This is a genomic window from Allobosea sp. BK604 (assembly GCF_004341515.1).
Lineage (GTDB): Bacteria > Pseudomonadota > Alphaproteobacteria > Rhizobiales > Beijerinckiaceae > Allobosea.
This window is the reverse complement of sequence record NZ_SLZF01000004.1, coordinates 30305-44189: the sequence shown is the minus strand read 5'-3', so window position 1 is coordinate 44189 and position 13885 is coordinate 30305. Positions and strand designations below refer to the sequence as shown.

Here is a 13885-nt window from a genome sequence, read left to right as displayed (position 1 = left end):
CGGGAAAGCCCGCACGAACAAGTGGTTCGCGCGGCCACTTGATATCTCACATCACCACACAACAAGCAGACCTGAGGGGAACGACCATGAAGACGACCGGATTTCTCGCCGCCGCTCTCGGCGGATTGCTCGCCGCCACGGCGCTGACCAGCGGCGCGCTCGCCCAATCCACCCCGATCAAGATCGGCGTCGTCACGCCGCTCTCGGGCACCTATACCCCGATCGGCCAGCAGGTCCGCTGGGGCCTGGAGCTCGCCGCCAAGGAGATCAATGCCGCCGGCGGCATCGCCGGCCGGCAGGTCAACCTGATCTTCGAGGACGAGGAAGCCAACCCGTCCGTCGCCGTGCAGAAGGCCGAGAAGCTGTTCCAGGTCGAGAAGGTCGACTTCCTGGCCGGCACGGTGAATTCAGGCTCGACGCTCGCCGTCGCCCAGCTCGCCGAGCGCAACAACAAGCTCGCGGCGACGACAGTCTCCTTCGCCGACTCGATCACCACCGATAAATGCTCGCCGAACATGTTCCGCGTGAACGCCCGCGCCGAGCAGCAATCGGTCGCGCTCGCCGCCTGGCTCGCCAAGGAGAAGCCGAACGCCAAGGTCTATTATCTCGGCCCCGATTACGAGATGGGCCGCTCGACCGTCGCCGCCTTCAAGAGCAGCGCCGAGAAGACCGGCTCCGCGACCGGCGGCGAGGTCTTCGCCCCCCTCGATTCCAAGGACTACACCCAGTATTTCGGCCAGATCCGCGCCACGCGGCCGCAGGTGCTCTACACCTCCGTCGCCGGCAACGACACGGTGCGCCTGCTGACCCAGCTCCAGGATTTCGGCCTGCTCACCAACCTGACCGTGGTCGGCGCGTCCGGCACCGTGACCTCGCAGAATATCGGCGCGATCGGCGCCGCGGCCGAGGGCTTCGCCACCGGCGTCGGCTATTCCCCGCAGATCGACTCGCCCGAGAACAAGAAGTTCGTCGCCGCCTTCCGCGACGCCACCAAGGCCGACCCGGACCTCTACGGCGCCGATAGCTACGGCCTGCTCTTCGCCTACAAGGCCGCCGTCGAGAAGGCCGGCTCGACCGAGACCGACAAGGTGCGCGAGGCCCTGCGCGGCCTGACCTGGCAGACCCCGCAGGGCGCCAAGACCATCCGCGCCGGCGACCACCAGGCGATGCAGCCGATGTATGTGGTGCGCGTCACCAAGGGCAAGTTCGACATCATCGACTCGGTCGCCTCCGACAAGGCGATCGGCCCCGACGCCTGCACCCGGTTCTGAGGACAAACCGGAGAGCACTCCCTGGCGAAGGGAGTGCTCTCCCCGCTTTTGCGGAAAGCAAAGACATGAACGCCCTCGACTACCTCCAATTCGTGCTGGCGCCGCAGGTCGTCAACGGGCTCGCGCTCGGCGTCGCCGTGGTGCTCGTCGCGCTCGGGCTGACGATCATCTTCGGCATGCTCGACGTCATCAACATGAGCCATGGCGAGTTCTACGCCATCGGCGCCTATGCGGCGCTCGCCCTCGGCGCAGCCGGGATCAATTTCTGGTTCCTGCTCGTGCTGGTGCCGATCCTGATGGTGCCGCTCGGCATGGCGGCCGAGAGGCTGCTGATCCGGCCGGTCTTCGACAGCAAGGACCGGCATGTCACCACGCTGCTCGTCACCTTCGGGCTCGCGCTCGTGGTCGAGGACCTGCTCAAGGTCGTGTTCGGCCCCAACACGCAGCGCCCGCCGACGCCGATCCCCGGCGCGACCGAACTCGCCGGCATCATCGTGCCGAACTACCGCCTCTTCCTGATCGTCGTCGGCGCGGCGATCGTCAGTGCCGTCGCCTATGTCGTCTACCGCACGCGGCTCGGGGCGATGGTGCGCGCGGCGGCCTTCGACCGCAACATGGCGGCCTCGCTCGGCGTGCCGGTGGCGCTGGTCTATGCCGGCACCTTCGCCTTCGGCGTCGCGCTCGCCGGGCTCGCCGGCGTGCTGCTGGCCCCGATCTACTCGGTCTTCCCGACCATGGGACGCGACTTCATCCTGCTCGCCTTCACGGTCGTCATCGTCGGCGGCATGGGCTCGATCTGGGGCGCGGTCGTCGCAGGCCTGCTGCTGACCCAGGTCCAGGCGCTCGCCAGCCTGGTGATCTCGCCGGTCTGGACCGACCCGATCGTGTTCGGGACCATGGTCGCCTTCCTCGTCTTCCGCCCGCAGGGCCTGTTCGGGAGGCTCGGCCATGCGTGACCGGCTGACAAACGCAATGCGCGCAAGCCATGTGCTGGCGCTGATCTTCGTCGCCGGCGCATTGGCGCTCGCCGTGATCGGCGCCGCGACCGGCGACACATTCTATCTCCGGCTCGGCACCGAGGCCCTGATCTTCGCCGGGCTCGCGCTCTCGGTCGACCTGCTGCTCGGCTATTCCGGTGCGCTCTCGCTCGGCCAGGCCCTCTATTTCGGCGTCGGCGCCTATGTTTCGGCGCTGACGCTGCTGAAAGTGCCCTCGTTCTGGCTCGCCATGCTGGCGGCCGGCGGGGCGACGCTGGTCGCCTCGATCATCGGCGGGCTGATCGCCAACCGGGTGCGCGGCGTCTATTTCGCGCTGATCACCTTCGGCCTGGCGCAGGTCGTCTCGAAGGTCGTCTATAATACCCGCGAGCTCGGCGCCTCCGACGGCATGATCGGCATCCCCGTCATCGATATCGGCTTCGGGCCGTTCTCGGTCTCGGCCGGCAATCCGGTCGGCTTCTTCCTGATCGTGCTCGCGATCATCATGGGCCTGTACTGGCTCACCGCCTATCTGCTCGACACGCCCTTTGGCCGGGTGCTGACCGCGCTCAAGGCCAATGAGAAGCGCGTGCCCTTCCTCGGCTACTCGGTCTGGCGGGCGCGGATGTTCTCCTATGTGCTGGCCGGGCTTATCGCCGGGCTGTCGGGCGCGCTCTATCCGATGCTGCGCGGCTTCGTCTCGCCGGAGCTGATGTTCTTCGCCACCTCCGGCAATGCGGTGATCTCGGTCATCCTCGGCGGCGTCGGCACCCTGATCGGCGCGATCTACGGCTCGGTGCTCCTGGTGGTGCTGAAATCGATCATCGGCAGCTGGACCGAGCACCATCTCATCGTGATCGGCCTGATCTTCATGATCTGCGTGATGTTCCTGCCCAAGGGCCTGATCGGCTTCATCCGCCCGCGCCTGGAGGAGCGGCTGTCCGAGAAGACACCGGACGCCACGCCCCTTACCTCCGTCAGCCTCCAACCCGGGAGCGCCAAGCCGTGAGCAATCATGTCCTCGACATCCGCGATCTCGGCATCGCCTTCGGTGGGCTGAAGGCGGTCGACCAGGTCAGCTTCAAGGCCGAGCGCAACCGGATCACCACGGTGATCGGCCCGAACGGCGCCGGCAAGTCGACCTTGTTCAACCTGATCAGCGGGGCGCTGAAGCCGAGATCGGGCCAGATCCTGATCGACGGCGTCGACCTGACCGGCGCCTCGCCGGCTCGCACCAAGGCGGCAGGGCTTTCGCGCTCCTTCCAGATCACCAACCTGTTTTTCGAGCTGACCGTGGCCGAGAACCTGCGCATGGCGGCGCAGGTGCTGGAACCGGTCGGCCGGGCCTTCCTGCCGATCGGCCGCTCGACCCGGGCGCTCGCCAAGACCGCCGAGATGCTCGAGCGCTTCCAGCTCGGCCATAAGCGCGACGAGCTCGCCGGCAACCTGTCGCATGGCGACCAGCGCCGGCTGGAGATCGCGGTCTGCCTCGCCTCCGAGCCCAAGATCCTGCTGCTCGACGAGCCGACGCAGGGCATGAGCCATAGCGACACGGCCGACACCGCCAAGCTGGTGCGCGCGCTCAGCCGGGACGTCAGCGTGCTGCTGATCGAGCACGATATCGGGCTGGTCATGGACCTCTCGGACCATGTCGTCGTCATGCATCAGGGCCGCAAGCTCGCCGAGGGGCCGCCCGCCGTGGTGCGGGCCGACCCGGCGGTGCAGGCCGCCTATTTCGGACATCACTGACATGCTCACGATCAGCGGACTGCACAGCCATTACGGGCTCAGCCATGTCATCCAGGGCATCGATCTCGCGGCCGCGCCCGGCGAGGTGATCGGCATTTTCGGCCGCAACGGCGTCGGCAAGACGACCCTGCTCAAGACCATCGCCGGCTGGGTGAAGCCGACCGAAGGCGCGATCACGCTCAGCGGCCAATCCCTGAACGGGCTCGCGCCGGACCGGATCTGCCTCTCCGGCGTCGGACTGGTGCCGGAGGACCGGCGCATCTTCCCCGGCCTCACCGTCGAGGAGAACCTGCAGCTCGGCCTGCTGCAGGTGCGCGGCCGGGCGGCCAAGGCCGAGCGCGCCGCCATCGACCAGATCTATGACCGCTTCCCGCGCCTGGGCGAGCGCCGCCGCCAGCTCGGCACCACGCTCTCCGGCGGCGAGCAGCAGATGCTCGCCATGGCGCGGGTACTGGTCGGCGAGCCGCGGCTCGTGCTCGTCGACGAGCCGAGCGAGGGGCTGGCGCCGATGATCGTCGCCGAGGTCTTTGCGATCGTGCGCGAATTGCGCGAGCGCGGCTGCATCGTGCTGCTGGTCGAGCAGAACGTGCATGAAGCGCTCTCGGTCACCGACCGCTTCGTCGTGATCGAGCGCGGGCGGATCGTGCTCAGCGGCGATGCCGAGGATGCTGAAGACCGCGAGAAGCTGCTGGCAGCGCTGGCGGTCTAGGGCTTTGCCCGGTCATGGCTCAGGTTCCGCAACCCACTTTTCGGGCCGATGCTTTGGCGCTCCGCGTCATTGCGAGGAGCGTAGTGACGAAGCAATCCAGGGGGACGTAGAGCGCTGCCGCCCCTGGACTGCTTCGCCTCGCTCGCAGTGACGGCTGAGACGAAACGGCAAATAACACTGACACAAAATGCCTGATCTATTATTGGATACACGCACAATATCCTTGGCGCGATCGATCAATCAACAGAACCGACAAGCTCAAGCTTAGTATATTTTGCCCACTACAAGGAACCCTGGTCGCCCGGCGACGTTTCCCAGATACGGACCGCAACACGGCCGTCACCCCAACGAAAGGAAAGGAGACGATCATGGCGACACAGTCCGAACGCGGCTTCGCCGGCATGGACGGGAGGAAGCAGCGCGACATTGCCAGCCAGGGCGGCAAGAGCGTGCCCGATGAGAAGCGCAGCTTCTCGCAGGATCACGAGCTCGCGGCTCAGGCCGGCCGCAAGGGCGGCCAGAGCGTGCCGGACGCGAAGCGCAGCTTCTCGCAGGACCGCGACCTTGCCGCAGAGGCCGGCCGCAAGGGCGGTGAAGCCCGCGGCAATAGCCGTCACTGACGATCATTCCACCATTCTCCCGAACCTTGGTGCGGCCTGCGGATCACCCGCGGGCCGCATCGCTGCCGGGCATTCACAGGCCCGTAAATGGCTCGGAACCCTTGGCTGGCTCGACGGTTCTCCCTGACAGCACGGAGAACCTCACATGAGCCACACTTCCGACCAGGACCGCGTCTGGAACCTCATGGAAAAGATCAGCCTTTGCATGCTGGTGACGCATGATGGCGCCGGCGACGAGTTGCGCGCCCGGCCGATGAGCGCCCATGTCGCGCGCGACGAGGAGGCGATCTTCTTCCTTGCCGATGCACGCGACCGCAAGGATGACGAGATCGAGATCAACCAGAATATCTGCCTGACCTTCGCCGATACGAGCGGCCAGGCCTATGTCTCGGTGACCGGCACCGCCAACCTGCTCGATGACCGCGCCAAGGTCGCCGAGTTGTGGTCGACCGCCGCCAAAGCCTGGTGGGAAAGCAAGGATGATCCGAATATCCGCGTCCTGCGGGTCATGCCGTCCATGGCTGAATTCTGGGACAGCCCCGGCTCCCTGGTCACCACGGTGAAGATGGCGGCGGCGGCCCTGACCGGGCAGCGGCCACGGCTCGGCGAGAACCGCAAGGTCGCGCTCTAACTAGATCGTATGATGCGGCGCAGGGAGAGAGACAATGAGATTGCTGGTCCATCTGGTCGGCGCCTGGGTTGCGGCCGAAGCCGCCTCGGGCCGCTATCCGCGCCCGGTCGCCGTCGGGCTCGCGATGCTGGTTTCGCGGCTCGGGCCACCGACGATTGCCGCGACGCTCCTCACGCTCGCGGTCAAGCGCCTGCATGAAGGCGGCGCCTTCGACACTATGCTGGCGCCGCCGAGGCGCCGCGCTCCGGACAGGCGCGGCCAGAGCGCGTCCTGAGCCGCATTAGCCCTGCTCAGTCCTGTACTTTCGTCGCCGGGCGATCGCTGCCTGGCGCCAGTTCCTGGTGCCAGGCGCCCTCGGCATCCTGGAAGACGATGCCGTCGGTCTGTCCGGCCTGCTGCTGCTTTGCAGCCGCCTCCTCCGCCGCATGCCTGGCCAGGTCGCGTGTCCGGAACGTCTCCGAATAGGCGCCGGCGACGCGATAAGCCCACCCGCCATCGTGCTCAACGATCTCGTAGGTCACTTCAACCATCTGTCTCCTCCTCTTCGACATTCGACGAGGAACGGATTGGCCGCCGACGGGTTCCCGGCCAGCGTCAGCGCGTCGCTGGAATTGTCATTAAAATCCGACGAAAGGGTGGAACTTTCCCGGCAACGCGGCGTTTGCGGCGAAACCAAATAAGGGAGGGTGCGGTCATGAACGGCGTGGTGTTGAGTGCGGCGTTGATTCTGGTCGGCGGCATGTCGTCCGTCATCTCGGGCGGCGTTCCTGCCCATGGCCTCTTCGCCGAACTGGTCTGGGCCACGCTCGCCTGCGCCGGGCTGATCACCGTCGCCGGCATTGAAGCCGCCAGCTGAGCTTCTGTTCCGGCAAACAACAATCACTCCGACAACTCGCCGATGCGCCCGCGCTTCCTCCCGCCGGCCGCATTGAGGCCGATCTTCTGTGCTGCATGAGCAGATCGTCATCGCTGGGAGGCCCGTCATGAACACTGCCAATCTCCAGCTCGAAGGCCTGCTCGTCGCCGTCGCCGAACTGACCCGCCTGCTGGTCCGCAAGGGTCTGGTCGAGGAGCGCGAGGTCGAGGGCGCTTTCGCAGCCGCCGAAGCCGCAATGCGATCCGATCAGCCGCGGATGGAACAGCTCAGCGGCAGCAACGCCGAAGCCGTCTGCTTCCCGATCCGCTTCCTCAGTGCCGCACTGGATGCCAAGGATGGCGCTCCGCTCGCCTTCTCCGAGCTCGCCTGCCGGGTCGGACAATCGAAGCCCGCACGCGCAATGGCCTCGCCGAGTTCGCAATCGTAAACCATAGCGACGGCTTCCCGGGCTCCAAGCTGAAACGACGCCGGATTTCGGCGCCGTCAGCCATCACATATTCATGGATCGGGCCTATCGGACCCCGGATGGAACGAGGGCCCTCCATGTCGGCACGCTGGACGCTTGGCGCTCCGCCAGTGCGGAAGCGAATGAGCGAGATCGTCGAGGTCACCGATGGCGACCGGATCGACCGCGCACGCTTCCGCGTACCGGCCTCAGGCGGCGACCAGAGCATGAGCGGCTGGCACCATGAGGATGGCATGCCGCTGGATTGGCAGCCGACCCATTGGCGCCCGCTGGCGCGCAAGCGCCAGATCTTCGTGGTGGACTGACCCGGCCAGGCCGGCGACGGGACGCTGCTGGCCAGCGATGCGCTGGAGCCTGCCACAGCCGCTTGGCACAGCGAACCACTGTAATGGACCGCTGAAAGCGGCATGGGCGCCATGGGGAGCCGCGCGATAATCCTAAAAATCGGCCCGATGGAACCTATTTTGCGTGGATTCGTCATATCCACCAATCACAGGACATGCTTCCCCACGATGAAGAAGGCCAAGCGCGCATCGGGCGCGGCCCGATTACAGGTCGGCACCCTGCCGCTTCGCCGGACGACCAATGGTTCGGTCGAGATCCTGCTCGTGACCTCGCGTGCGCGACAGCGCTGGGTCGTGCCCAAGGGCTGGCCGGTGAAGGGAATGAAGGATTACGACGCGGCCGCGCGCGAGGCCTATGAAGAGGCCGGCGTCGTCGGCAGGATCAAGAAGAAATCGAGCGGCAGCTACAGCTATTGGAAGCGCCTGCCCGAGGAAACCGCGTTGTGCGACGTAAAGCTCTATGTCATGGAAGTCGAACGCCAGCTCGAAACCTGGCCAGAGCAAGGACAACGGCGCTGCCAATGGTTCAAGCTCGCAGATGCCGCCGATCTCGTCGACGAGCCTGAACTGCGGACCGTCATCCGGGCACTTGAACCGGACGCCGCCTGACGAGAGAAAGCCGGCGCGGGCGATCCCCCAGCCGTAATCGCTGCGGCCGGAGCACAGGTGTGAGCGACAAATAGCCGCCCCGGGCCGGGGTGGAACCTGGTGAGGGCACCCCTCGTTTGAGAGCGAGGCGTTCTCCCCTCATCCAAACGAAGGAATGCTTCTTCCTTTGCTTGCGATATCTTCCCCTCCACTTCGCCTGCAATGCTGAAGGGCCATCATGTCGAAGTTGCTCGTCAAACCATCGGCGCCGGACCGGGATGGTCGGATCCACGAGGTGACGCCGCAATCGGCCGGCTGGGACTATGTCGGCTTCGAGGTGTACCGTCTCGCCGACGGACAGGCGGTCGCGCGGGACGCGGCCGGGCGCGAACTCTGCATCGTGCTGATCGCGGGCAAGGCCGTGGTGCGGGCCGGAGCCAAGGATTTCGGCGAAATCGGCGGGCGCAAGTCGCCTTTCGAGCCCGATTCATGGTCGGTCTATGTTCCGGCCGGGACCGGCTGGAGCGTCAAGGCAAGCGGCCCCTGCGAATTCGCCGTCTGCTCGGCCCCGGGCAAGCCGGGCCTCCCGCCACGTCTGATCACGCCTGATGATGTGGTCTGCCTCACCCGCGGCCAGGGCAGCAATCTGCGCCATATCCGCCGCATCCTGCCCGAAACCGAGCCGGCGGAGAGTCTGATCGTGGTCGAGGTCGTGACGCCCTCCGGCCATTGGTCGAGCTATCCGCCGCATAAGCACGACCGCGACCGGCTGCCCCATGAATCGCAGCTGGAGGAGACCTATTACCACCGCATCTCGCCACCGCAGGGCTTTGCATTCCAGCGCGTCTATACCGAGGACCGCTCGCTCGACGAGACGATCACGGCCGAGGATGGCGATGTCGTGCTCGTCCCGGAGGGCTACCACCCGGTGGCGGCGCCGCACGGCTATGATCTCTACTACCTGAACGCCACGGCCGGGCCGAAGCGCATCCTGAAATATGTCGACGACCCCGCCCATGCCTGGATTCTCAATACGTAAACAGGGAGAACTTGAAGTGGCGTCGCAGCGCTTCACGCGCTATGCACCAGCGCATCGACGTCAGCCGCTTCGGCCAGGGGGAGCACCATGGAATTTCGGCCCGATATCGGCGTGCTCTCGCCATCCGTGCTCGAGGCGCTCGCACCGGGAGGCATACTGCGCGCCGGCATCAACCTGTCGAATTTCCTGCTGGTGACCGGCCGCACGCCGGAGGGCGATCCGGTCGGCGTCTCCCCCGACATCGCTCGCGCCGTCGCCGACAATCTCGGCGTCGGACTGCGCTATGTCCCCTATGCTTCGCCAGGCCTGCTGGCCGATGCCGCGGTCCAGGACGAATGGGATATCGGCCTGATCGGCGCCGAACCGCAGCGCGCCGAAGTGATCAGCTTCACGCCGGCCTATAGCGAGATCGAAGCCACCTATCTCGTCCCGGCCGGATCGCCGCTCAAGGCGATCGGCGATGTCGATTCAGCGGGCGTGCGGATCGCGGTCACGGGCCGGGCGGCCTATGGGCTCTGGCTCGAGCGCAATATCCACCATGCCGAACTCGTGCGCTCGGCCACGCTGGACGACGCCTTGGCGGATTTTCTCGAGCGGAAGCTCGATGCGCTCGCCGGGCTTCGGCCGCGGCTGATCTCCGACCTGAAGCGGGTTCCCGGCGCGACATTGCTCGAAGGCCGGTTCATGACCGTCCAGCAGGCGATCGGCACGCCGAAGGCTAAAGCCGAGGCGATCGACTATCTCACCAGGTTCGTGGAAGCGGCGAAGGCGTCAGGCTTCGTCGCAAGCCTGATCCGCAAGCACGGCGTCGAAGGGCTGAGCGTGGCCTGATCTTGCGAATGCTGGCGCCGGGCGTATCATGCCGGCGCGAGCGGCGCGGACGAGCGTCATTAATTTGAATGACGCTGCAAGCTTATTTTTCATGATTACGTCCCATCCCAAGAGAGGCGGGATCACGCAGTCTAGTCTGAGCCCTCTGCTGTATTCGCTGCCCCGCCCTATGCTCTATCAGTGAACTCAGTCTGCCTGGAGAGGCATCATGGGCTATGTCGCGGATCGTGATCTGGAACAGCTCACGCAATTCGACGCGCAGATTTCGCAGTTCATTCGCCGGTACAAGCAGCATAGCCCCGCCAAGCGCAAGACGATCATCCTGTTCCCCGGCGGCCTCGGCTCCAGCCTGACGCGGTCGCGGACGCCCAACAGCATGGCGCCCTATTTCTACGATTCTGTCTGGGTCGACTGCCCTCTCCTGTTCGGCGGAGCGCTGCTGCTGAAGATGAGCGGGGAAATGGACGATAACCGCCATTTCGTGATTTCGGATGGCTGTGTCCGCTTTCCCGCGGCAAATCTCGTGCCCTATGACGGATTCCTGGACTGGTGCACGCTCAACGGGTTCGACTGGTTCGCCTTCGGCTGGGACTGGCGGCGCCGGCCCGACGTGATCGCGAACTTCTTCCTGAACCAGTTCGCGCCGCGCTTCCGCGAGTGCGTTTCGCGCGAATGCGGTGTCGACCCGTTCGACGACGTCACGCTGGTCGGCCATAGCTTCGGCGGCATGGTGGTCAAGCTGGCCCTGAACCAGGGCGGCGAGACCGTCGATGCGATCACGCGGGCCATCACGGTCGGCTCGCCGTTCTACGGCTATGCCGGGCAGCTCAACCGCTATTTCAAGGGCGATCCCGATATCGAGCGGCTCTCGTTCAAATACAACGAACGGAACCTCGTGGAGCTGATCTCGTCGCTGCGCGGCCCCTACACGCTGCTCTATCTCGACGAGGCAACCTTCCGTCGCGACCAGGCCGCGCTGGCCCAGGACCGCGCCTTCCCCTTGCGGCAATACCCGCTCACGGACCACGATACCGGCGCAATCGCCGATCCGTACAATCCCAGGCAGAATGGCAGCGCGGTTCGCTATCCCGGCGACTGGGGCTTCGACCCGGCCGAGCTGGCCAAGGCCAGGCAGACCTACCAGCTCGTCGCCAAACCGCTCACGGGCGCGACCAAGCAGAAATTCTTCAATATCAGGGCGGTTCAGACCCGCCGCGGCGCCAATGCCTTCGAGACCATTCACGAACAGACCTGGAAATGGATCTCGCCGGATTTCGATCCGGGGCGTGACGATTCGCCTGTGACCGACGATTCCGTCTGTCCGGGAGACGGCGTGATTCCGGCCTGGTCGGCGAGGCTCGTCTCGACACCGTCAGCGAATGTGCGCACGGTGCGCGGCGATATCGAGCGCGACAAGTTCGAGCATATGGATTTGATGCTGAGCCCGCTGATCCAGGCCCAGATCTTCGATATCATGCATTAGCGCGCGTGCTCTAGCTTGGAGATCCGCCATGGCGATGAAGACCCGCAAGCTGATCGTGAACGAGGACTATGCCTCGCGCGAGGATCTCAACCTCTTCCTCGATGAGACGAAAGCCTCGCAAGCCGGCCTGACGCCCGACGACACGGAACGCCCGGCGACCTTCGCGCCGCTGGCGCGGCATGACCCCAAAGCGTTGAATCGCCTGATGGCGAGGGCCTTCGTCGATATGCCGAAGAGCTACAGCCAGAAGATCGGCAAGCTGCCGACCCGCCGCAGCGGCGAGCCGTTGGACGATGCCGAGACCTATGAGAGCCCGGCAAGTCCGCCCCCGCCCGCTCCGAAATCGCGCAAGCGCAAGCCGAAGGCGAAATAGAGCATTTTCGAGCGAAGTGGATACCGGTTCGCGTGAAGAAAATGCGTTGAAACAATGGGCTAGAGAATTTTCGCGATTCGGAGAACCGCGGAAATGCTCTCGCGTCCGCCGCCGGGCGCCCTCCCGGCTTCAGGCGGTCACGCTATCGGACACGACAGCAACGGGATTGCGCCTGCGCGCCTTCGCAGATGCCGCGCGCCTATGTTCCTCGGCATAGGGCTCGAGCCAGTCGGTCGGCCTGCCCTCGCCGTCGGTGAGGAAGGTCGGCTCGAAATAGCGCGCCCGGTCCTCCGGCGAGATATCGGCGGGATGCTCGGCATATTGCGGATCGAGCGTATCGGTCCCGGCGAGATAGGTGCGCGAGGCGCCGGGCGACTCGTTCGCCCAGGAGAAGCAATGGAAGCTCGCCGAGGCGATGATGTACCAGCGCATCGGGTTGAACGAGCCGCTATGGCGCAGCCGATGCAGCGTCTTGCGCAGGATGCGGCCCCGCCCGACCACCATCCAGGGCCGTCGGAAGACGCGCTCCAGAAAGGTGACGATCGGCTCGGCCGGCTCGGCAAGCCGGGAATAGCAGACGGTCTCGCCGTCGAGATCGCGGAAGCGCAGATTGGCGGCAAGCCGACCGGCTTCCAGATCCTCCCAGAACAGCTGCGTGCCGGCGAGCGGCGCGACGGTGCTGAGATAGGTCGGCATCGGCACGAAGGGATTGTCGGCGATCGCATCCATCGCCCGCTGCATGTCGGCGGCCGTCTGGTGGCGCGGATCGAAGAGCTGGCCGTAACCGATCGCGATGCCATGCGACTCGGCGAAGGCGATGTCGTCGACGACATTGCTGCGGCGGCCGAGATTCTGGGTCTTGTTGTAGCGGCGCAGGAAGTCGGCTTCGAAGGATTCGATGCCGACGAACAAGCCGACGCATTTCGCCGCCGCGAATTGCTCGATCAGCTCGCGATCCTGCAGCACGTTCTGCGTGACCAGCGCGCCCCAGCCGCGGATGCGGGGATGCTCCTTCAGATACTGGCAGACGGCCAGCATATGGGCGCGGTTGTCGGAGAAATTGTTGTCGAGCAGCATCACCATCGGATACCAGCGGCGCAGGCTGAAGACGCTGCTGGTCTCGAGGGCGTTCTCGATCGAGGCCGCGAAGCGCTCGAGCCCATAGCGGGCATGGCCACCGACCTCGCTGGGAATGACGCAGAAGCTGCATTTGAAACTGCAGCCGCGCGAGCTCTCGGCAAGATGCGCGAGCGGATTGATCCCGCTCTTGCGCAGGAGCGAATAATCGATGGTGTATTGCGAGATCTGCGCAACCGGCGAGCGGTAGATCGGGCGCAGCGCTCCGGCAAGATAATCGCGAATCACGTCGCTGACGCTGTCGACGCCGCCGGAACAGACAGCGTCGAAGAACTGCCGGGCATATTCGGGGAACAGCGTGCAGACGCTGCCGCCAGCCACCACCGTCGCGCCACTGCGGCGGAAATGGAAGGAGAGCTGACGCATTCGGTCGAAATCGGGCTGCAACCCGGTCAGGAAGACGAGGTCGTAATTCTTGCAATTGGCAGGATCGAAAGGTCCGTGCCAATCTTCGTGATAAAGGGTGATGTCGAAACGTTCCGGGTCGATCAGTGCGGCGACATGCAGGCCGGCGATCGGCTGCATGAAATGCCGGGACCGGCGCTTCTCTCGCCCTGGCCTAAGATGTGCGCAAATAACGATCGTTCTGATCTTTGGCTGCGCGCTGCTTTCGCTAACGGAATTGGCCTTGAAAAACCGAAACCACGAATCGAAGACAGACATAATTGATGCCCCAAGCCTGCTGGCCAATATTTGTGCATTTATTGCAATTATTGTCTATGCTACACGTCACACTCGCTTTCTCAAAAATGACGAGACAATAACCGGATGGTGACAGTCACGAGACAGG

18 protein-coding genes are annotated in these 13885 nt (G+C 65.1%); 16 read left to right on the top strand and 2 right to left on the bottom strand.

Annotated elements, in window-relative coordinates; all coding sequences use genetic code 11:
• The first annotated feature begins 86 nt into the window (after window positions 1-86).
• The 8 genes from EV560_RS13355 (at window position 87) to EV560_RS13320 (ending at window position 6231) form a co-directional block, all read left to right on the top strand.
• Window positions 87-1271: an ABC transporter substrate-binding protein gene (locus EV560_RS13355; RefSeq protein ID WP_131856277.1), complete on the top strand. Its 1185-nt coding sequence runs from the start codon at window positions 87-89 to the stop codon at window positions 1269-1271.
• A 65-nt stretch (window positions 1272-1336) separates the two neighbouring features.
• Window positions 1337-2227 carry a branched-chain amino acid ABC transporter permease gene (locus tag EV560_RS13350; protein WP_131856276.1) on the top strand — a complete coding sequence of 297 codons (891 nt, stop codon included), beginning with the start codon at window positions 1337-1339 and terminating at the stop codon, window positions 2225-2227.
• A gap of 16 nt (window positions 2228-2243) precedes the next feature.
• A complete protein-coding gene (locus tag EV560_RS13345) occupies window positions 2244-3257 on the top strand; it encodes a branched-chain amino acid ABC transporter permease (protein ID WP_248312038.1) in 1014 nt (337 codons plus the stop codon).
• The gene (locus EV560_RS13340; RefSeq protein ID WP_131856274.1) at window positions 3254-3997 is read left to right on the top strand and encodes an ABC transporter ATP-binding protein; all 744 of its coding nucleotides are present in this window, start codon (window positions 3254-3256) and stop codon (window positions 3995-3997) included. Before EV560_RS13345 ends, EV560_RS13340 begins: the two co-directional genes overlap by 4 nt.
• Window position 3998: 1 nt before the next feature.
• Window positions 3999-4706 carry an ABC transporter ATP-binding protein gene (locus EV560_RS13335; protein ID WP_131856273.1) on the top strand — a complete coding sequence of 236 codons (708 nt, stop codon included), beginning with the start codon at window positions 3999-4001 and terminating at the stop codon, window positions 4704-4706.
• 368 nt (window positions 4707-5074) lie between these two features.
• Window positions 5075-5326 (top strand): con-10 family general stress protein, encoded by a 252-nt coding sequence (locus EV560_RS13330; RefSeq protein WP_248312037.1) that lies wholly within the window; start codon window positions 5075-5077, stop codon window positions 5324-5326.
• Between the two features lie 145 nt (window positions 5327-5471).
• Entirely contained in the window at window positions 5472-5957 is a 486-nt protein-coding gene (locus EV560_RS13325; protein ID WP_131856272.1) for a pyridoxamine 5'-phosphate oxidase family protein, read from the top strand.
• A gap of 34 nt (window positions 5958-5991) precedes the next feature.
• Complete coding sequence (locus tag EV560_RS13320) at window positions 5992-6231, top strand: hypothetical protein (protein ID WP_131856271.1); 240 nt, start codon at window positions 5992-5994, stop codon at window positions 6229-6231.
• Between the two features lie 16 nt (window positions 6232-6247).
• Here the strand turns inward: EV560_RS13320 and EV560_RS13315 are convergent, their stop codons facing one another.
• Window positions 6248-6487, bottom strand: coding sequence for a DUF2188 domain-containing protein (locus tag EV560_RS13315; protein WP_131856270.1), 240 nt, complete (start codon window positions 6485-6487; stop codon window positions 6248-6250).
• A 164-nt stretch (window positions 6488-6651) separates the two neighbouring features.
• Between EV560_RS13315 and EV560_RS35765 the strand changes: the two genes are divergently transcribed.
• From EV560_RS35765 to EV560_RS13280, 8 genes are all read left to right on the top strand, one after another.
• Complete coding sequence (locus EV560_RS35765) at window positions 6652-6813, top strand: hypothetical protein (RefSeq protein WP_165923451.1); 162 nt, start codon at window positions 6652-6654, stop codon at window positions 6811-6813.
• A 127-nt stretch (window positions 6814-6940) separates the two neighbouring features.
• The gene (locus EV560_RS13310; protein ID WP_131856269.1) at window positions 6941-7261 is read left to right on the top strand and encodes a hypothetical protein; all 321 of its coding nucleotides are present in this window, start codon (window positions 6941-6943) and stop codon (window positions 7259-7261) included.
• 161 nt (window positions 7262-7422) lie between these two features.
• Complete coding sequence (locus EV560_RS13305; RefSeq protein ID WP_131856268.1) at window positions 7423-7605, top strand: hypothetical protein; 183 nt, start codon at window positions 7423-7425, stop codon at window positions 7603-7605.
• A 207-nt stretch (window positions 7606-7812) separates the two neighbouring features.
• Entirely contained in the window at window positions 7813-8253 is a 441-nt protein-coding gene (locus EV560_RS13300; protein ID WP_131856267.1) for an NUDIX hydrolase, read from the top strand.
• A 217-nt stretch (window positions 8254-8470) separates the two neighbouring features.
• Window positions 8471-9271, top strand: coding sequence for a 5-deoxy-glucuronate isomerase (gene iolB / locus EV560_RS13295; RefSeq protein WP_131856266.1), 801 nt, complete (start codon window positions 8471-8473; stop codon window positions 9269-9271).
• 87 nt (window positions 9272-9358) lie between these two features.
• The gene (locus tag EV560_RS13290) at window positions 9359-10102 is read left to right on the top strand and encodes a transporter substrate-binding domain-containing protein (RefSeq protein WP_131856265.1); all 744 of its coding nucleotides are present in this window, start codon (window positions 9359-9361) and stop codon (window positions 10100-10102) included.
• 208 nt (window positions 10103-10310) lie between these two features.
• Window positions 10311-11585 (top strand): hypothetical protein, encoded by a 1275-nt coding sequence (locus EV560_RS13285; protein ID WP_131856264.1) that lies wholly within the window; start codon window positions 10311-10313, stop codon window positions 11583-11585.
• A gap of 28 nt (window positions 11586-11613) precedes the next feature.
• A complete protein-coding gene (locus EV560_RS13280) occupies window positions 11614-11958 on the top strand; it encodes a hypothetical protein (RefSeq protein WP_131856263.1) in 345 nt (114 codons plus the stop codon).
• A 129-nt stretch (window positions 11959-12087) separates the two neighbouring features.
• Here the strand turns inward: EV560_RS13280 and EV560_RS13275 are convergent, their stop codons facing one another.
• A complete protein-coding gene (locus tag EV560_RS13275) occupies window positions 12088-13620 on the bottom strand; it encodes a B12-binding domain-containing radical SAM protein (RefSeq protein WP_131856262.1) in 1533 nt (510 codons plus the stop codon).
• Window positions 13621-13885 lie beyond the last annotated feature (265 nt).